The organism is Epibacterium ulvae (assembly GCF_900102795.1).
In the GTDB taxonomy this organism is placed as follows: Bacteria; Pseudomonadota; Alphaproteobacteria; order Rhodobacterales; family Rhodobacteraceae; genus Epibacterium; species Epibacterium ulvae.
On record NZ_FMWG01000004.1, the window covers coordinates 151,851 to 168,804 of the forward strand.

20 protein-coding genes are annotated in these 16,954 nt (G+C 55.2%); 9 read left to right on the forward strand and 11 right to left on the reverse strand.

All coding sequences use genetic code 11. From position 1 onward, the window contains the following. Positions 1-2: 2 nt before the first annotated feature. Genes BLP79_RS07800 through BLP79_RS07820 form a run of 5 tightly spaced genes read left to right on the forward strand, consistent with a single transcriptional unit; the run spans position 3 to position 5,094 of the window. Positions 3-761 (forward strand): SDR family NAD(P)-dependent oxidoreductase, encoded by a 759-nt coding sequence (locus BLP79_RS07800; RefSeq protein ID WP_090217878.1) that lies wholly within the window; start codon positions 3-5, stop codon positions 759-761. Then, positions 758-1,600 carry a polysaccharide deacetylase family protein gene (locus BLP79_RS07805; protein ID WP_090217880.1) on the forward strand — a complete coding sequence of 281 codons (843 nt, stop codon included), beginning with the start codon at positions 758-760 and terminating at the stop codon, positions 1,598-1,600. The genes BLP79_RS07800 and BLP79_RS07805 overlap by 4 nt, the downstream gene beginning before the upstream one ends. Then, positions 1,597-3,168, forward strand: coding sequence for a gamma-glutamyltransferase (locus tag BLP79_RS07810; protein ID WP_198511983.1), 1,572 nt, complete (start codon positions 1,597-1,599; stop codon positions 3,166-3,168). Before BLP79_RS07805 ends, BLP79_RS07810 begins: the two co-directional genes overlap by 4 nt. Next, positions 3,165-4,118, forward strand: coding sequence for an ABC transporter ATP-binding protein (locus BLP79_RS07815; RefSeq protein WP_090217882.1), 954 nt, complete (start codon positions 3,165-3,167; stop codon positions 4,116-4,118). Before BLP79_RS07810 ends, BLP79_RS07815 begins: the two co-directional genes overlap by 4 nt. 1 nt (position 4,119) lies before the next feature. Further along, on the forward strand, positions 4,120-5,094 hold the full coding sequence (locus tag BLP79_RS07820; RefSeq protein WP_090217883.1) for an ABC transporter ATP-binding protein: 975 nt from the start codon (positions 4,120-4,122) through the stop codon (positions 5,092-5,094). Positions 5,095-5,229: 135 nt separating this feature from the next. Here the strand turns inward: BLP79_RS07820 and BLP79_RS07825 are convergent, their stop codons facing one another. From BLP79_RS07825 to BLP79_RS07855, 7 genes are all read right to left on the reverse strand, one after another. Then, positions 5,230-5,514 carry a hypothetical protein gene (locus BLP79_RS07825; RefSeq protein ID WP_090217885.1) on the reverse strand — a complete coding sequence of 95 codons (285 nt, stop codon included), beginning with the start codon at positions 5,512-5,514 and terminating at the stop codon, positions 5,230-5,232. Between the two features lie 224 nt (positions 5,515-5,738). Beyond that, positions 5,739-6,653: a TonB family protein gene (locus BLP79_RS07830; RefSeq protein WP_090217886.1), complete on the reverse strand. Its 915-nt coding sequence runs from the start codon at positions 6,651-6,653 to the stop codon at positions 5,739-5,741. Beyond that, a complete protein-coding gene (locus tag BLP79_RS07835; RefSeq protein WP_090217888.1) occupies positions 6,650-7,042 on the reverse strand; it encodes an ExbD/TolR family protein in 393 nt (130 codons plus the stop codon). The genes BLP79_RS07830 and BLP79_RS07835 overlap by 4 nt, the downstream gene beginning before the upstream one ends. Beyond that, on the reverse strand, positions 7,039-7,419 hold the full coding sequence (locus BLP79_RS07840) for an ExbD/TolR family protein (RefSeq protein WP_170830465.1): 381 nt from the start codon (positions 7,417-7,419) through the stop codon (positions 7,039-7,041). Before BLP79_RS07840 ends, BLP79_RS07835 begins: the two co-directional genes overlap by 4 nt. Before the next feature lie 3 nt (positions 7,420-7,422). Beyond that, positions 7,423-8,061 (reverse strand): MotA/TolQ/ExbB proton channel family protein, encoded by a 639-nt coding sequence (locus tag BLP79_RS07845; RefSeq protein WP_090217891.1) that lies wholly within the window; start codon positions 8,059-8,061, stop codon positions 7,423-7,425. Beyond that, entirely contained in the window at positions 8,058-8,498 is a 441-nt protein-coding gene (locus BLP79_RS07850) for a hypothetical protein (protein ID WP_090217893.1), read from the reverse strand. The genes BLP79_RS07845 and BLP79_RS07850 overlap by 4 nt, the downstream gene beginning before the upstream one ends. 23 nt (positions 8,499-8,521) lie before the next feature. Beyond that, positions 8,522-10,570, reverse strand: coding sequence for a TonB-dependent receptor domain-containing protein (locus BLP79_RS07855; RefSeq protein ID WP_090217894.1), 2,049 nt, complete (start codon positions 10,568-10,570; stop codon positions 8,522-8,524). 223 nt (positions 10,571-10,793) lie between these two features. Here BLP79_RS07855 and BLP79_RS07860 point away from each other — a divergent pair, with 223 nt between their 5' ends. Genes BLP79_RS07860 through BLP79_RS07875 form a run of 4 tightly spaced genes read left to right on the forward strand, consistent with a single transcriptional unit; the run spans position 10,794 to position 14,573 of the window. After that, positions 10,794-11,858, forward strand: coding sequence for a hemin-degrading factor (locus BLP79_RS07860; RefSeq protein WP_090217896.1), 1,065 nt, complete (start codon positions 10,794-10,796; stop codon positions 11,856-11,858). Then, the gene (locus BLP79_RS07865; RefSeq protein WP_090217897.1) at positions 11,858-12,718 is read left to right on the forward strand and encodes a heme/hemin ABC transporter substrate-binding protein; all 861 of its coding nucleotides are present in this window, start codon (positions 11,858-11,860) and stop codon (positions 12,716-12,718) included. Before BLP79_RS07860 ends, BLP79_RS07865 begins: the two co-directional genes overlap by 1 nt. Further along, entirely contained in the window at positions 12,715-13,785 is a 1,071-nt protein-coding gene (locus BLP79_RS07870; protein WP_090217899.1) for a FecCD family ABC transporter permease, read from the forward strand. The genes BLP79_RS07865 and BLP79_RS07870 overlap by 4 nt, the downstream gene beginning before the upstream one ends. Continuing rightward, positions 13,782-14,573 (forward strand): heme ABC transporter ATP-binding protein, encoded by a 792-nt coding sequence (locus BLP79_RS07875; RefSeq protein WP_090217901.1) that lies wholly within the window; start codon positions 13,782-13,784, stop codon positions 14,571-14,573. Before BLP79_RS07870 ends, BLP79_RS07875 begins: the two co-directional genes overlap by 4 nt. Positions 14,574-14,607: 34 nt before the next feature. Here the strand turns inward: BLP79_RS07875 and BLP79_RS07880 are convergent, their stop codons facing one another. The 4 genes from BLP79_RS07880 to BLP79_RS07895 form a co-directional block, all read right to left on the reverse strand. Continuing rightward, entirely contained in the window at positions 14,608-15,024 is a 417-nt protein-coding gene (locus BLP79_RS07880; RefSeq protein WP_090217903.1) for an SRPBCC family protein, read from the reverse strand. After that, positions 15,021-15,338 carry an ArsR/SmtB family transcription factor gene (locus BLP79_RS07885; RefSeq protein ID WP_090217904.1) on the reverse strand — a complete coding sequence of 106 codons (318 nt, stop codon included), beginning with the start codon at positions 15,336-15,338 and terminating at the stop codon, positions 15,021-15,023. The genes BLP79_RS07880 and BLP79_RS07885 overlap by 4 nt, the downstream gene beginning before the upstream one ends. Further along, a complete protein-coding gene (locus BLP79_RS07890; protein ID WP_090217906.1) occupies positions 15,338-15,760 on the reverse strand; it encodes a cupin domain-containing protein in 423 nt (140 codons plus the stop codon). Before BLP79_RS07890 ends, BLP79_RS07885 begins: the two co-directional genes overlap by 1 nt. Before the next feature lie 168 nt (positions 15,761-15,928). After that, complete coding sequence (locus BLP79_RS07895; protein WP_090217908.1) at positions 15,929-16,669, reverse strand: ZIP family metal transporter; 741 nt, start codon at positions 16,667-16,669, stop codon at positions 15,929-15,931. Positions 16,670-16,954 lie beyond the last annotated feature (285 nt).

Genomic DNA, 16,954 nt, shown 5'->3' on the forward strand with positions numbered 1-16,954 from the left:
ATATGAACTTTGAAGAGGCTTTCAAAGGCAAATGCGTTGTTGTGACGGGCGCGGCGGGCATTATGGGGCGGGCGTTGGCGGATCAGTTTGAAGCGCGGGGTGCCATGCTGTGCCGGACGGATGTTGATGCTGCAGGCCTGTCGGGATTTTCTGTGTCGGCGGATCTGACACAGGATAAGGGGCTTGATCATCTGCTGTCAGAGGTGGCCAGGGAATGGGGCGCGCCAGATGTGGTCATTAACAATGCAGCGCTTTATCCATCGGCTTTTATGCTGGATATGGAGGTGTCGGACTGGGATCGCATCATGTCGGTGAACCTGCGTGCGCCCTTTGTGTTGACGCGTGGCTTTGCGCTTCAGATGATCCAGAATGAGGTGCGTGGTAATGTGATCAACATCTCATCCGGGGCCGCGCGCAAAATGCGGCGCACCATGGTGACCTATTGCATGTCTAAAACTGCGCTGGACCGCCTGACCAAGGGTTTTGCGCTGGAACTTGCGGAGTTTGGCATTCGCGTCAACGCGCTGGAGCCTGGATTTGCCGCTGGCAGCGCGGTTTCAGAATTGCCACAGGAACATGTGGATCGGGTTATGGCAGCCATTCCGCTGGGGGCCGAAACAACGGCTGAGGATGTCGGCAATGCGGCCCTTTATCTGGCGTCTGATGCGGCGCGCAATGTGACAGGCGCCACGCTTTCGGTGGATGGGGGCAATTCGGCGGGCAGTCTTGACGTCTATCAAGATAAGAAATCGCCGCTATGAATTGGTCTTTGCCGGAATATCCATGGCCCAAGGGCAAACGGGCTGCGGCCTGTTTCAGTATCGATGTGGATGCGGATGCGCCCTATCTGTGGGCCACGCGTGCGGGGCGGCCCGATACCATTGCGGTACCAGAACATCGGTCTTATGGCATGCGCCGCGGGATGGCGCGGCTTGTAGATCTGCTTGACCGGTTGGATCTGAAAGCCAGTTTTTTTGTTCCTGGCATCGTTGCCGAGACGCATCCTGATCTTTTGCCGGGGCTTGTGGTGCGTGGCCATGAAGTCGCGTTGCATGGATATATGCATGAGCTGGTCAATGACATTTCAGATCAGCAGTTTACCGAGGCGCTGGAGCGGTCGATTGACCTGTTTGTGGCGCAAACTGGCGAGCGTCCAGTGGGGTTCAGATCACCGGCCTGGGAGATGACGCCACATATGTTGGCGGAGCTTGACCGGTTGAACCTGTGGGATTCCTCACTGATGGGGGACGATGTTCCCTATACGGTTCAAAACATAACTGAAATCCCCGTTAGATGGGATATTGATGATGCGATTTATTTTAAGTTTTTAGGTGGTGGAGAAGCGCCTCCACGCTCTCATCTGGAGGTGGGCGCACAGTGGCAAAGCGAGGCAGCGGCGGCGTTGCGTCATCATACGCTTTTTATGATGACGGTTCATGACTGGATCTGTACCCGTCCTGCACGTCTTGAGATGTTAGAGGCTTTGTGGCGACCCATTGTGGAAAATGATGCATTTTGGTGTGCGACCTGCGGTGATCTGGCGGTGCATCATAAAATGACGCGAGGCCTTGCACAGAATGACCAGGAATTTCTGAGATGATTGATCAAAACGCGAACCAGATGGATGCATCAACCTGGTCTTTACACAAACCACAAGTGACCGGAGCAAATGGGCTGGTCGCGGCGCAGCATTATGAGGCGGCAGAGGTTGGGGCACAGATATTGTCCGAAGGCGGCAATGCGATGGATGCTGCGGTGGCGGCGGCCCTTGTTCTTTCTGTTGTGGAGCCTTGGCTGTCGGGTATTGGGGGCGGCGGGTTTTTGCTCCATGCGGCGGCTGATGGCGCAGTGGATGCGCTGGATTTCAATTTGGTTTCGCCGCAAGCCCTTGATCCAGCTAATTATCCTTTGGCGGGGGGGACCGATGGCGATTGGTTTGACTGGCCTGCTGTGGAGGGAAACCGCAATCTGATTGGGGGAAGTTCTATTTGCACGCCGGGAGCGGTTGCGGGGCTTGCTGCTGCGCTGGAGCGCTTTGGCACGCTGTCATGGGAAGAGGTTTTAGCCCCCGCGATTGAAATTGCCGAACGCGGCATGACGGTTGATTGGTTTGCAGATCTTGCCTTTGCTGTGGATCGCCCGAACCTTTTACAAAACGCGGCTGCGACTGCGCTGTTTTTGGACCCTGCCACGCAGCAAGCGCACCCCCAAACCGCGGCTTCAAAGCGGCTTCCCATGCCCAAGAAGGCGGCCATTTTGCGGCGTTTGGCGCAGGCCGGTGCGCGTGATTTTTATGAAGGTGAAACGGCCCAGCTGATCCTGGATGATCTTTCTGCGGCGGGCTCTTGCCTTTCGGCAAAGGATTTTCGCGATTATAAAGTTACATGGCTGAAACCCAGCCAAGACACTTATCGAGATCGCGAGATTTGCGTAATTCCGGGGCTGTCTGGTGGGCCAAGCCTGTTGCGGGCTATGCGCGCGTTGTCAGAACACGACATTCGCGCCTTACCTGATGCAGAAAGGGCCGCAGCCTACGCGCAGGCCTGCCGTGGTGCATATGAATACCGGTTGAAACATCTTGGCCATGCCGCTGCCAGTGAGGATTGTACCAGCCATCTGTCCGTGATTGATAAGGCAGGCAATATGGTGTCCCTGACCAATACGCTTTTGTCACGTTTCGGGTCGAAAGTGGTTCTGCCGCAAAGTCAGATTGTTATGAACAATGGGATGATGTGGTTTGATCCCCGCCCCGGCCAGCCAAATTCTATTGCGCCGGGGGTAAAGCCTTTGGCCAATATGACTCCTGTGATTGCGCTGCGAAATGGTAGGCCTGAAATTGCCTTGGGCGCAGCGGGCGGTCGGCAAATTTTCCCGGCGGTTTTGCAGATCCTGTCGTATCTGATCGATGCAGGCGACACGCCTGAAGCGGCGTTACATCGCCCCCGTATTGATGCAAGCACGGCAACTATTCTGGTAGATCGCAAGGCTGCACCAGATGTGGCAACTGCAATCAGCGAACACTATGCCGTACAGCTGACGGATAATACAGTTTACCCCGTGCAATTTGCCATTCCTTCCTTGGTTCAGGCAGATAGCAAAAGCGCATTGGCGGCTGCGGCTTCGCATCCGATGAGCCCTTGGGCCGCTGCGGCAGGGGCGGCCAAATGAGCCTTCTGGAGATCACCGATCTTGCAATTTCGGCTGGCGATCTGCCTTTGGTTGATGGTGTGACGCTTGATATCCAAGCGGGGGAAATTGTTGCGCTGGTTGGAGAAAGTGGTTCGGGTAAGTCTTTGACGGCGCTGTCAGTGATTGGCCTGTTGGGCGAAGGGCTGGATATTACCCGTGGCCAAATCCGATTTGACGGGGCGACATATCTTGGGGCGGAGGCTCAGGATATGGCTCGGATACGGGGGCGTGATCTTTCCATGATCTTTCAGGAGCCGGTGTCTTCTCTCAACCCTTTGATGCCCATTGGTGCACAAGTGGCAGAGAGCCTGATTGCGCATGGTGTCACGTCAGCTTCCGCGGCCAAAGATGCTGCGATTGACATGCTGGACCGAGTTGGTATTCCCGACCCCAAGCGGCGCGCCGAGCAGCTGCCTGCGGAATTGTCTGGTGGCATGTGTCAGCGAGTGATGATTGCCGCAGCGTTGATTTCGCAACCGCGTCTGTTGATTGCGGATGAGCCGACAACTGCGCTGGATGTGACCATTCAGGCGCAGATTCTGGATTTGATTGCTGATCTTGCCCAAGAAGATGGCACAGCCGTTTTGATGATCACTCATGATATGGGGATTGTTGCTGAAATGGCAGACCGGGTGTGTGTGATGTATGGCGGACGGGTTGTCGAGCAAGGCGCAGTTGATGCCATTTTTTCCGCCCCGCGCCATCCCTACACGAGCATGTTGCTGCGCACCATTCCCCGGCTGGATCATCCTCCAAAGCAAGAACTGTTTGCCATCCTCGGAAACGTGCCAAGCCCAAAGAACTGGCCACAAGGCTGCCGGTTTAAAACCCGCTGTGATCGCCAAAGCACCGCCTGTGATATCGCACCTGTGCTGACTGGGGATTATCACCATCGTACCGCCTGTTTCCACCCTTTGTCAGAGATGTGAAATGACCGCATTGCTTGAATTGCAGGATCTTAAAGTGCACTGGCCGGGACGGGGCGCTGGATGGGGAAACGCGGTGCCGGTGACGCGTGCGGTTGATGGGGTCAGCCTGACAATTCAGGTCGGTGAAACTGTCGCTGTTGTGGGTGAGTCTGGATGCGGGAAATCGACCACGGGCAATGCGGCCTTGGGTTTGGCCCCAATCACAGATGGCAAAATCTTTTTTGATGGTCGTGACCTTAGTCTTTTGTCGAAACAGGAACGCCGGGATCTGTGGCAAGAAATGCAGGTTGTTTTTCAGGATCCTGTGGCGGCACTGAACCCACGTCTGACGGTTGCGCGTGCGATTGCCGAACCGCTTGTGATCCATGGCTGGTCTGCAGCACATGTGGCCAAGCGCGTGGATGAGCTGATGGCGCTGGTCGGTTTGAATGCGGATCAGCGGGACCGTCGCCCGATGGCTCTCTCTGGCGGGCAACGACAGCGGGTGGTGATCGCCCGTGCGCTTGCGCTCTCTCCACGTTTGGTCATCTGTGATGAACCAGTTTCCGCGTTGGATGTTTCCATTCAGAGTCAGATCCTCAATCTGCTGTTGCGGCTGCAGCGTGAATTGGGGTTGAGCTATCTGTTCATTTCCCATGATCTGAGCGTTGTGCGCCATATCGCAGATCGGGTGTGCGTGATGTATCTGGGTGTGATTGTCGAGGAAGGCCCGACCGCAGAGGTTTTTGCACGGCCTCAGCATCCTTATACACAAGCATTGCTAAGCGCGATCCCACGTCCTGATATCGTACGACGAGGTCGCAAAGAGCGTATATTGCTACAGGGGGATCTGCCAAGCCCGCTGGCACCGCCAAAGGGCTGCCCCTTTGCATCGCGCTGCATAAAAGCGCAGGCTGCGTGCAATAGATCGCGTCCACCTTTGGAGCAACGCGCTGCACATCGCCTTGTGCGGTGCTTCTATCCCAATTCTGTTTAAGATCATCTATTTGAACAGAGATAGGCTAATTCTGTCATTTCTTTTGACATTTCATCGAACCTGCCTGCTTGCCGAAAATGAACAGCTGCTAGCGCTATGTTTTTAGCAAGCAGGTTGGTTTGGTATCGGAGAGGGTTATTTAAACGTCAGACCAAATTCGTCATACACGGCTTTTAAGATAACGCAAAAATGGTCATCAACATTGTCACTTCGTTTCAATTCCCCAATTTCGCGTTCCGTGATGGCTTCAGCTTCTTTTTCTTTAATTTTCCCTTCGTCAATGAGGGCATTCAGGTGATCTCTATATTCTATTACAGATTGTGGATTGCAATTTCCGACGACCACAAAATCTTTGGTGAAATTTTGCGCTGTGCCGAGATTGGGGATAAGCAATGCTAGGGCGAATAATATCTTTTTCATGGAGTTTCCTTGGTAACAGATTGATGGGAATGCGATCAATTAAGAGTTGACGAATAAGGACATGGCGCTGTTTAAAGCGTCGCGTTGCTTACCTAACTTTTTGAAAACACGGTGACAACTGCCTCTAAACTCACATAAAATTGATCGGTGCCGTGTTGGCGGTATCCGCGCCTGTAGAGGGTTGATTTTGTGGTATTTTAAGTTTTGAAAAAATCAATGAAGCCTCAGCCACCTGCGGAAACGTTGACGCTAAATTTCAGACTGTTGCCTCCCGGAGGAGTTGCAAAAGGCGCTGCACGGCGCACCCGTTGTAGGGCGATCGCATCAAGCTTTTTTGAGCCGGAACTGCGGGCGATGCGCAGGGTTGCAAGCTGCCCGTTGGGTGCAATGGTTAGGGATACAAGGGTTTTGCCGCGTGCGTTGACACGCCCGCCTTTGGCGCGGCGAATTTTGCGCAGCACCTTGCCTTTATAGCTGTCGATTGGCGCATTTCCGGCGTTGGTGCCTGTTGATTTATGCAGATTGGTGTTTGCACCTTTGGCGGCAACTGTGCCGTCTGATGTGCCCTTGCGGGCTGTTTTGGGCGCATTGCCAGCGGGTTTGGCCGGGCGCGGTTTTTCCTGTGCGTCTTGTGGTTTTGGTGGTGTTTTGGTGCGAGGTTGCTGCGCTGGCTTTTGCTGCGGCTTGGGTTGAGGGATTGGCGTTAATGCCGCCACAGGCCGGGCAGGGGGCTGCGCATTTGGTTTAACCGAGGAGGTGGGCTGTACCGGTTTTGGCGCCGCCGCCTGTTGCACGATTGGTTTCAACGCGGGGGTTGTTTTTGCGGTGAGGGTCTGTGCTGGGGGCGCAGTTGGGGCCGTTTGCTGCGTTGCGGGTCTGAGGGCTTGCGTGGTTTGGGCTGCAACGGGCTGAGTAATGTGTGGCGTTTGGGAGTGTGCGGTGTGTGTGGGTGAAACCGGCGCGTGTTCACCGGCCACCATATCCGCAAATGTGCTGCCAATGGCGGCTTGTGAAATCTCAGCTGTGCTGCCTTGCAGATCTGGCGTGTCCTCACCCGCGCTATAAAGCGTAGGCGCGGCGTGAAGAGACAGCGCACCAAGCCCGCAGAGCGCTGCCATGAGGCGGGATTTTGCAATCATCTGAGCGCCTTTTCCGTCACCAAAAGAACGTGGTTGGCCCCTTCACGCCGCATTTGCCCGACATGAGATATGAGCTGTTTTGCAGGCAGTGCGCGGTCGGGTACGATGCGCACGGTGTCGCGGTCTTCATCGCTGAGGCGCTCCATATATGCGGCAATCGAGGTCAGTTTGATATTGCGCAGCCAGAGGCTGCCATCGGCGTGGATGACCAATGTATCTGGCGGGTTTTGCGGGTTCAGCTGATCCGTCTGGACCAGTTTCAGATCTGGATCAAGAGGCGGGGCCAATGTGCCTGCGATCATGAAAAAGACCAGCATCAGAAACACAATGTTGATCAGAGCAATGGTAGGCTCTTTGCCGCTGTTTTTCTTGCGCTTTATCTGGATCATTCAAGCACCTGTGCGGACAGGTTGAGGCGGCGCAATTGGGTGAGGATGTCCACCAATCGCTGGGCACTGGCATCCGCAGACAGGCTGATCAGAACAAGCGGTTTTGTGTCTTGCGGCTGTTGCGGGAGGGCTGCGGCGAGGTCTGCGAGAGGGACCACGCGCCCATTGAGCAAAAGACGCTTTTCTTCAAGGGATAGAAACAGGCGATCACGGTCTGCGGCACCTGAGGCGCCGGGTGTGGCGGCGGTCAGTTCGATCTCGGTGAATTTTGAAAATGTGGAGGTCAGCATAAAAAACAGGAGCAAGAGGAAGATGACATCAATTAAAGAGGTCATCGACAAGCGTTTCCTGCGGTTTCGTGTAAGGGCGAGCGCCATGGATCAGGCCGCCTGCACCGGTGTCTGGGGTGGGGCTGCGGGGGCAAAGGCAATACGCAAGGCCTGATTGGCAAACACCCGTTCGCGTTGCATGCGGCCTTCGAACCAGTTCAAAAAAAGCGCCGTTGGCATGGCCACGGCAAGACCGGCTGCGGTGGTCAGCAGAGCCACCCAGATGCCACCGGCAAGCAGCGATGGATCAACGGAACTGCCTGCAGATTGCAGGGTTTGAAAGGCTTCGATCATGCCCAGAACTGTGCCAAACAGGCCCAGCAGGGGTGCAAGCTGGGCGATCATGTCAAGCGCGCCAAGCCCGCGTTCAAGGGTTGCAAAATCCGCTTCGGTCTCTGCTTCAATGCGGTCGCTGTCGCGGTCATCAAAGGCCTGTGTCAGCAAGGGGGCAAGGTAGCTGCGGCTTTGGTGCAGATGTGCGCGGGCGGCGGCGCGTTCGCCGGTGTCCCAAGCGGCAAGCGCTGCGCGCAACTGGCGATGCCGCCCCACGTGGGCCGCGCGAAACTGCCAGGTTTTATAAAGAACAAGGCTGAGCGTTAGAATCGAGACAATCAGCAAGAGGACAACCACTGGGCCGCCGGTTTTGATGATTTGCGCCAGGGAGGCGCTGAGATTTGTAAAAGAAATCATCCCAACAGCTCCATTTTGGCGCGGCTGGTTAAATCAAGCGTTTTGATGCAAGCGTTTTGATCTGCGGCCTCACAGGTCGATGCGCCATTGATCAGAATGCGGGAAATATCATTACAGGGCTGACCTTCGAATGCAAATTGGCGCACGCGGGGGCGATCTGTGGGGAGATCCTGAAAATCAAGCAGGGTCATCTGGGCGACGCTGCCTTGAGTATTGAACAGCACCATTTCATAGACAGCGTGCTGAATATCGTGCTGCAGTTTGTTTTGCGCCAGAAAACTGATGCGGCAAGCGCTGCCGATATCCTCGGCAGCGCTGAGTTCAATAGACAGATGCCCGGTTGCGGATTTGGGCGTTGTGCCATCTGCAGCCAAAAGCGGCTGGCCGAGGGTGAGTGCACATAAAAGGGCTGCGACTTTTGAGAACAGATCTGTCATGGGGCGTCCTTTTCACAGGATGTTTAGAAGGTTTTTGCGAGGCTCAGCTTGACGTTACGACCCGCTGCCGGGCGGCTGGAGAGCTGGGTTTGGAACTGTTTGTCAAAGGCGTTTTCGATGCCAAGGCGCACCTCTGTCCCTTTCAGGGCTCCCTGCGGAACGGTGTAGGTCGCGCGCAGGTTGCTGATGCCATAGCCGCCCAGCTCACCGGTGCCGTTGAGCGCTTCTGCGCCTTTTGCTGCCACCAGTTCCCAGCTGAGATCCCATGTATCACCAAAGCGTTTGCCAAGGGTCAGTGAGGCTGTGGGTTCTGGGGCAAGCGCCCAGTCGGTGGTTGTATTGGCAACGGGATTGTACTGATCGCCATCTGCAAAGGTCGCGTTTAGATCCATGTAAAAGCCGCTTTGGTGGCCATAGCCTGCTTCTATTTCCACGCCTTCGACTTCGACTGTGGTCAGGATATCGCCAGGCACGCGGACATCGCGCAGGTTGGTTTGATAAACGTTGGCCTTGAAGGCAAATTGATCGCCTTCTGAAAACAGGTCTGAGCCGTTGTAGGAAAACCCTGCCTCATAGGTGCGACCCTTTTCAGGAACCCAGACAGAGGGGGCTTTATCAAGGCGGTCGATGATCGGGTTGACTTCGGTGTAGGCGGCGCTTGCGAAGGCTGCAAAGCCGCTGTCGAATTCGTAGCGGGCTGAAAACCCACCGGTGAGGGCGCTGTTGTTGAAGCTACCATTAAAGGGGTCGGTTGCACCGGGAGAGATGATATCGGTGCCACGCACGCGCTGGCTTTCATAGCGCAGGGCAGGCGTTAGTGTCAGGGCATTGCCGATCTGGATATCATCCACCGCAAAGACGGCCCAGCGATCGTCTGATCCACCGGGGGCGGCATTTGCATCGAGGCGTTCGCGATTGATATATTCCAGCCCAAAACGTAGATCATGAGACGCCGCGCCTGTGGTGAAATAGCTGTTGTTTTTCAGGGTCAGCTTGGTGGTTTCATAGTCGTGATCGGCATTCAACAGATCTGCAACTGCAAAATCACAACCATCAAATCCGGCGCAGGAGCCAGGAATATAGGTGCTGTCGATCTCTTGTTGTGCATAGGTCAGAGTTGCGCTGAAATCGATCAGGTCATTGCCGATGGGATTAAATTCATAGCGAAGACCTGCGGTTCGGCTGTCAACGACACGGTCCACATCACCGAAATAGAACCCGGACGAGAGACCCAGAATATCGTAGGGCACGCTGTTGTCTTCGGAATGGGTAGAATTGTACCAGCCGGAAATGGCGTGCTGTTGATCATCGCCAAATGTATAGCGCCCTTTCAGCAGGACCGTATCATTGCGAAAACCTGCAACTGTGCTTTCACTGCCATCGCCGCTGTCAAATGGGTCTGCGTCGCGCAGCGTATAGTTGGCCAGAAGTTCAAAATTTTCGGTTGGCTGCCAAGCGAGGATTGTGGAGGTGGCAAAGCCAGTGCCGTTTGATTGCGCCTCGACCATCTGGCGCAGACGCAGGCCAATTTCGCCGCCGGTGAAATCAGAAGCGTCTTTGGTTTCCAGTTGCACAACGCCACCCACAGCGCCGGAACCATATTCAAAAGAGCCCACAGTGCCACGGATCACGTTGACATGTTTATAAAGCGCAGGATCGGTGAAAAGCTGGTTGCCGATCCGGTAGATTTCCTCGCCGCCGGTTGTGGCGCCATCAATTGTGATCAGAACGCGGGGAGAGGAGCCATAGGTGCCATTGGCACCAAAGCCGCGGATGTTGATGCCTGAGGATTGCGGCGTTGTGCCGTTGACCAATGTGACACCGGGCACGGAATCGATCAGTTGCGCCACGGTTGAGGCTTGCCTGTCATCAATTTCTTCTTGATTGATGGTGGTGACTGGAACCGCTGTCTGGGTCTGAACCTCGCGTTTTCCTGTTTCAAGGATCACTTCGCCCAAGTAATCACCTGCGTCTTCTTCAACGGATTGCGCAAGTGCGAGGGCTGGAATGCTTGTTAAAACAAGTGCTGAAACGGACCGCATCAAAAGCGGTTTAAGTGCGCGTGCAGTCATGCGCTGTCCCTTCATGTGTCTTCATCCGAAGGGCTGGCAGGGGAGGGCGCTGGCACCGGTACTTTAATCTGGTTTGAGGCGTTTTTTCGCTTCAATAACGCGGCTTGTATATTGACCTAGTGATTTAGTCAACTATTAGTTAAGAGGAACAACCAGCCAAGGTGACGCTGTTCTGACGCGCCACACAAGCCAGCGCCCGAAACGTAGCAGCAGGTGATAAAAAATGGCTGAAACCGAAATATCCTTCCCCAGTGGAGCCGAAATCCGTGCGGAAATTGCAGAGAGCCCGAACCTGAGAAGCCGCGATCTGGCCCATAAACTGGGCCTGTCCGAAGCCCAGCTTGTGGCGGCGCAAGTGGGACATGGCGCTGTGCGCCTTCAGGCTGATCTTGATTTGTTATTTCCGCAGCTTACCGGATTAGGGGAGGTTATGGCACTGACCCGTAATGAAAGCTGCGTGATCGAAAAAGTGGGTGTTTACGATAACTACCATTCGGGCAAACATGCCTCGATGGTGTTGAATGACGCAATTGATATGCGCATGTTCCCCAGCCATTGGATCACGGCCTTTGCGGTGGAAACTGCGGCTGATAATGGCGTGCGGCGCAGCATTCAGGTGTTTGATGCGGCCGGGGATGCGGTTCACAAAATCCACCTGCGGGCCACGTCCAACCTTGGGCATTGGGACAATTTAGTGGCTGAGCTGCGCCATGCAGAGCAATCTGATACGCTTGAGGTTGCGCCGCGCCAGCCAACCGAAACGCCAAAGGGTGATCCTGCCAAGGTGGATATCTTGCGCGCAGAATGGGCCAAGATGACCGACACCCATCAATTTATGCGCCTGACCTCAAAGCTGAAAATGAACCGTCTGGGTGCCTATCGCATGGTGGGTGCGCCGATGGCGCGGGCTTTGGATGTGGCAGCGGTCAATCAGATGCTGGAGCGCCTTGCGGGCAGCGGCGTTGAAATTATGTTCTTTGTCGGCAATCGCGGCTGTATTGAAATCCATGGCGGGGCGTTTGAGACGTTGAAACCCATGGGGCCATGGCAGAATATCCTAGATCCCGGATTTAACGTGCATCTGCGTCTGGACCATATCGCTGAGGTCTGGGCGGTGAATAAACCCACCCAGCGCGGGGATGCAATTTCGGTTGAAACCTTTGACAAAGACGGTGGGCTGATCTTTCAGATCTTTGGCCGCAAAACCGAAGAGGCGGACAGCCGGGGCGCTTGGAATGATCTGGTGGCAAGCCTGCCTGCATTGCGCACAGAACAGGAGCTGGCGTGATGCGGCAGTCTGTCTTTGCAGCGGCGTTGTCTGTTTTGATCGCCACACCTGCGCTGTCTGACACGGCTGCGCGGATTGTTACGGTGGGGGGCGCGCTGACAGAGATTGTTTTTGCGTTGGGCCAAGAACATCGGCTGGTGGCGCGCGACAGCACGTCAACCCATCCTGAGGTGGTCGAGGATTTGCCAGATGTTGGCTATGCGCGCGCTTTGGCGGCGGAGGGAGTTCTTTCGGTGAAACCGGATCTGATCCTTGCCACCGAAGGTGCTGGCCCGCCGGAAACCATGGATGTTCTGCGCGCCGCCGGGGTTAAGATGGTGATCATTTCGGAAATCTATACGGCAGAAGGTGTGGCGGATAAGATCACGGCCGTCGGGACCGCGATCGAGGCCGAAGAGGCCGCACAGGCGCTGCGCGAAAAGGTCGCGCAAGAGCTTGCACAGGCTGTGGCGCTTGCTACGGCCAACCCAAACCCGCCCAAGGTCTTGTTTGTATTAAGTGCTGCAAGCGGGCGCATTATGGCGGCCGGGCGTGATACCGCCGCAGATGGTATTTTGCAGATGGCCGGGGCCAAGAACGCAATGACAGCTTTCCCCGGCTATAAACCGGTGACGGATGAGGCCATTATTCAGGCTGCGCCGGATGTGGTTTTGATGATGTCGTCACGTAGTAACCACGCGATTAGCGATGAAGAGGTGTTGGCATTGCCTGCTATCGCGTTGACGCCTGCAGGACAACAGGGCCGGATTGTGCGGCTTGATGGTGCGTTGATGCTGCAGTTTGGGCCACGCGCGGCCAAAGCGGTGTCTGATTTGGCGAAGCTGTTTCATGGCGTAACAGAGATGCCGGAAAAATCATGACATTAACGGTAGATGTTGCGCCGACCCGGCCGCGCAATCGGGTAGAACGCGCCTATCGGCTGACGGCTGTTTTGGTCTTTGTTCTTTTGCTGGTGTCTTTTGCATCGCTTTCTGTTGGGGCGACGGACACCAGCCTGTCTGGTGTGCTGCAGGGCCTGTGGACTGGTACGCCCGTGTCACAGGTGGATCAGATTGTATTGCTGAACATTCGTCTGCCCCGTCTTGTGATGGGGCTTTTGGTGGGGGCGGCGCTGGCGGTGTCTGGTGTTTTGATGCAGGGGTTGTTTCGCAACCCGCTGGCCGATCCGGGGATTGTTGGGGTGAGTTCAGGTGCCGGGCTTGGCGCGATCCTTGCCATTGTTCTGGGTGGTTTTTTGCCCCTTGCGTTGCAGAGCCTGCTTGGCGCGTGGCTGGTGCCTGTTGCGGCCTTTTTGGGGGCCTGGGGCACGACATTGCTATTATATACGGTGGCGACGCGGCGGGGGCAGACTTCGGTTGCGACGATGCTTTTGGCAGGCATAGCAATCGGCGCGCTTGGCGGGGCTTTGGCGGGATTGATGATCTATATCGCTGATGACGCACAGCTGCGCGAACTTAACTTTTGGGGTTTGGGATCCTTGGCCGGGGCCACATGGGCGAAACTGGCGGCGGCGGCCCCTGTGATCGTGCTGGGGCTTGTGGCCACGCCGTATCTGGCGCGGGGGCTGAACGCGCTCAGCCTTGGTGAAGCGGCCGCAACCCATATGGGTGTTTCGGTTCAGCGTGTGAAAAACGGGGCAATTCTGTCTGTTGCGGCGGCGACGGGAGCAGCGGTGGCCGTGTCTGGTGGCATCGGTTTTATTGGCATCGTTGTGCCGCATCTGTTGCGTCTGGCCACGGGGCCAGATCATCGGCCTTTGTTGCCCAATGCGACCCTGTTGGGGGCGATTGTGTTGATTGGGGCGGATATGATCAGCCGCGTGATTGTCGCGCCAAGTGAATTGCCCATTGGGATCATCACTGCGGTGCTGGGGGCCCCTGTGTTTCTTTATATTCTGCTCAAATCCAAAAGGAGCATGGGCCTATGACGCTGAATGTTACGGATCTGCGGGTCAAACTGGGGCGCAAAGAGATTTTGCATGGCGTCACACTGTCTGCGCAGGCCGGAGAGGTGACCTGTATCATCGGGCCCAATGGCTCTGGCAAGTCAACCTTGCTGCGCGCCCTGACCGGGGAATTACAAAGCACGGGGCAGATCGATCTGAACGGGCGCGCGCTTGGGGCGTATCGGCCTTATGAGCTGGCCCCTGTTCGGGGTGTGTTGCAGCAATTTGCCGAAGTGGCGTTTCCCTTTACGGTGCGTGAAATTATTGAACTTGGCCAAAGCGCTGGGGTGAATGCCAAAGATCCGCACTTGCCAGACCGTATGCTGCAAGAGGTGGATCTGGCGGGATACGGCGAGCGGCCTTATCATGAACTCTCGGGCGGAGAGCAACAGCGCGTGCAGCTCGCCCGCGCTTTGGCGCAGGTGGCGCAGCCGGTGGGGGCAGAGGTTGAAACACAAGGCCCGCGCTGGTTGTTTCTGGATGAACCTGTGTCCAGTCTGGACATCAAACATCAGCGCACTGTCATGGACCGCATGCGCCGGTTTGCAGGTGAGGGTGGCGGTGTTGTGGCTGTGATGCATGATCTGAACCTGACTGCGATGGTGGCCGATCAAGTGCTGGTCATGAAAGAGGGAGAGATTTCGATTGCTGGCAATGTGCAGGCGACCTATGTGCCCGAGGTCCTTTCACAGGCCTATGATTATCCGGTTTTTCCAAACAGGCTTGCGCCACGTGATTTGCATTTTGTGCTGCCACAGGCTGGGGTGTGAGGGACCTCTTTTGTGGGTAAAGAGGTCCGTCTGTTTACGCTACTTCATGGGTAGAGGTACGCAATCTTGCCAAATGATCGTCCCAACCTTTGTCCAGAGCCAGAATTAGGCCAAAGGCGTCTGTTCCGGCTGGCAGTCCTTCATGGCGCAGGGACAGTTTTGTTCCCCCTGCGACCTCTTGAAGGGTCCATTTAACGGTGCTGGATTGCCCGGCCATAGGCGCAATTGAGAAGCTGTATTCAAGACGCGTAAAGGGCTCTGCTACAAGGACCTCTCCCCACATCAACTTGTCGCCGCTTTCAACGCCAAACATCTCATAGCTGCCTGCCACCAGAGGGGCCTGTGGTTTGTGAAACCAGAGCGCAAGCTTTTCGGGGTTGGTTAGATAGTCCCATACTTTGGCAGGGGTCGCTTTAAGGTAGATGGATTTTTCAAGGGTTGTGTGGGTCATTGCAGGTCTTTCTCGATTTCAGATTTCAGGGTGGAGAGGCGATCCTCCCAGAAGGCATCAAAATAGCTGAACCAATCGAACATCTGTTTGAGGCCGATTGGATTTAGGGCGTTCACGCGAGAGCGGCCGCTGACGTGAACCGAGATCAGATCGCCTTCTTGGAGGATCGTCAGGTGTTTTTTGACAGCCGCGCGTGTCATGTCGAAGTTTTCGGCAACTTCGGCGATTGTCATGTCTTTTTCGGCGAGCAGCCGCAGGATATCGCGCCGGGTGACATCTGCGAGGGCCCGAAAGCCTAGTTGTTCCTGTTCCATCAGTTTGAGATCAGATTAAAATCAAAGGCGCCATCCTGATAGAGGTAGGCCAGACAGGGTGTTTCAGACACACATGCAGAAGTGTGCGCAAGACCGCCTGCGATGGCATAAAATGAGCCGGGGCCTATTTTGCGTACCGTTTCGGGGTCTTCATTGATCGCATAATGGATCATCTCTCCTTGGAGCAGCACGCCGTACATGTTGGCGGTTTTCACATGTGGAGGGCTGACTGTTCCTGCGGGGAGGCGCACCATTGCCTGATAGGGTTCTGCGAAACGATCGCCTTTGAGGGCGGCAAATGCGACTCCTTCCGACGTCTGTGTCCAGTCTAAATCATCGGTGCTGAGCAACTGAATGTCTGTGGTTTCTGCGATGGCGGCCCCAGCCATCAGCAGCAGGGTGATAGCGAGCGGTTTCTTCATAAGATCTCCAATCGTGATACTAAATGGTATCATTTAATTATGAAACCATTTAGTATCACGTCAAGGAAAAACTTCAGAATTAGAACGTTCGCGCCATTACAGAAAGATACCGCAACATTTATCGGACTGGGCCGGTCTGACCACAGGGGTTGAGGAAAACCTGCGGGCCTAGAGCGTGACCAGAAGCAGTTCAAACATCAGCATTCCGGCAATGGACAGTGTTACGGCACTTGCGATTTTGGGGCTTGTGGCGTTTTCTAAGGCTTCGGGGATGAGTTCGGATAAGGTCATCCAGATCATAGCCCCTGCGGCGAGACCCAACCCTATGGGTAGGAAAGGGGCAAAAAACGTCACAAACAGGAAGGCCGGTACGGCCAAAAGGGGTTGGGGCAGGCTTGAAAACACGCTCCACCCCATAGCCTGCCAGACCTTTGCGCCGCGTGGTACCAGCACAAGCGCGATGGCCAGACCTTCGGGGATATTGTGGATGGCAATTGCTGCTGTGATGAAGGTGCCCAGATTTCCTTCCCCTGCATAAGCAACGCCCACGCCAATGCCTTCTGCGGCAGAATGGAGGGTCATAATGCCAACAATCATCAACATTTTCATAGCATCTGCGCCTTGGATATTGCCGATGTGAAAATTATCAAAACGTTCCATGATTGAGTGGCTGATTGCGATAAAGACAAAGCCACCGACAAGCCCAAGGATGGTGTGCAAGGGGTTCAGTTCAACGCCTTCCTGCAGCAAGCTGAAACTGGCAGCGATCATCAATCCAGCTGCAACGCCGTTGCAGATTGAGACCGCCCGAGGGGACATGCCGCGCCAGATTGCAAAGGGCAGGGGACCCAGCCCTGTTGCGAGAGCGGTGACAAGAGCTGCCAGAAAAACGTAAAAAATGGGGTCCATGGAAGTCTTACCTTTGGTCTTTGCCAGTGATGTTGCATCCACATCAGTAGCCACTTAGAATCGTTCTAAGCAAATTAGAATAATTCTAAATCAACCTAAAGTCTTTTTTGAGAGCTATGAGATGTGATTTAAAGCAAATAAAAATGGTAGGTTAATTGAGAGGCTGTCGCCAATCTTAGGATGCCGCAATGAACCAGCACATGGATTTCAGGGTTCGCCCATGGGGCGCACCGATACCGAGCGGTCTGTTGTCGATTTAGATGTGCGCGTTTGAAAACAGATTTG

Excerpts from the sequence above, each read along its gene's own strand:
- BLP79_RS07800 (WP_090217878.1), top strand. The coding sequence starts at position 3 with ATGAACTTTGAAGAGGCTTTCAAAGGCAAATGCGTTGTTGTGACGGGC.
- BLP79_RS07850 (WP_090217893.1), bottom strand. The coding sequence starts at position 8,498 with ATGACAGATCTGTTCTCAAAAGTCGCAGCCCTTTTATGTGCACTCACC.
- BLP79_RS07845 (WP_090217891.1), bottom strand. The coding sequence starts at position 8,061 with ATGATTTCTTTTACAAATCTCAGCGCCTCCCTGGCGCAAATCATCAAA.
- BLP79_RS07840 (WP_170830465.1), bottom strand. The coding sequence starts at position 7,419 with ATGGCGCTCGCCCTTACACGAAACCGCAGGAAACGCTTGTCGATGACC.
- BLP79_RS07895 (WP_090217908.1), bottom strand. The coding sequence starts at position 16,669 with ATGGACCCCATTTTTTACGTTTTTCTGGCAGCTCTTGTCACCGCTCTC.
- BLP79_RS07875 (WP_090217901.1), top strand. The coding sequence starts at position 13,782 with ATGACGCTGAATGTTACGGATCTGCGGGTCAAACTGGGGCGCAAAGAG.
- BLP79_RS07865 (WP_090217897.1), top strand. The coding sequence starts at position 11,858 with ATGCGGCAGTCTGTCTTTGCAGCGGCGTTGTCTGTTTTGATCGCCACA.
- BLP79_RS07830 (WP_090217886.1), bottom strand. The coding sequence starts at position 6,653 with ATGATTGCAAAATCCCGCCTCATGGCAGCGCTCTGCGGGCTTGGTGCG.
- BLP79_RS07870 (WP_090217899.1), top strand. The coding sequence starts at position 12,715 with ATGACATTAACGGTAGATGTTGCGCCGACCCGGCCGCGCAATCGGGTA.
- BLP79_RS07835 (WP_090217888.1), bottom strand. The coding sequence starts at position 7,042 with ATGATCCAGATAAAGCGCAAGAAAAACAGCGGCAAAGAGCCTACCATT.
- BLP79_RS07815 (WP_090217882.1), top strand. The coding sequence starts at position 3,165 with ATGAGCCTTCTGGAGATCACCGATCTTGCAATTTCGGCTGGCGATCTG.
- BLP79_RS07810 (WP_198511983.1), top strand. The coding sequence starts at position 1,597 with ATGATTGATCAAAACGCGAACCAGATGGATGCATCAACCTGGTCTTTA.
- BLP79_RS07885 (WP_090217904.1), bottom strand. The coding sequence starts at position 15,338 with ATGGAACAGGAACAACTAGGCTTTCGGGCCCTCGCAGATGTCACCCGG.
- BLP79_RS07805 (WP_090217880.1), top strand. The coding sequence starts at position 758 with ATGAATTGGTCTTTGCCGGAATATCCATGGCCCAAGGGCAAACGGGCT.
- BLP79_RS07860 (WP_090217896.1), top strand. The coding sequence starts at position 10,794 with ATGGCTGAAACCGAAATATCCTTCCCCAGTGGAGCCGAAATCCGTGCG.
- BLP79_RS07855 (WP_090217894.1), bottom strand. The coding sequence starts at position 10,570 with ATGACTGCACGCGCACTTAAACCGCTTTTGATGCGGTCCGTTTCAGCA.
- BLP79_RS07820 (WP_090217883.1), top strand. The coding sequence starts at position 4,120 with ATGACCGCATTGCTTGAATTGCAGGATCTTAAAGTGCACTGGCCGGGA.
- BLP79_RS07890 (WP_090217906.1), bottom strand. The coding sequence starts at position 15,760 with ATGAAGAAACCGCTCGCTATCACCCTGCTGCTGATGGCTGGGGCCGCC.
- BLP79_RS07825 (WP_090217885.1), bottom strand. The coding sequence starts at position 5,514 with ATGAAAAAGATATTATTCGCCCTAGCATTGCTTATCCCCAATCTCGGC.
- BLP79_RS07880 (WP_090217903.1), bottom strand. The coding sequence starts at position 15,024 with ATGACCCACACAACCCTTGAAAAATCCATCTACCTTAAAGCGACCCCT.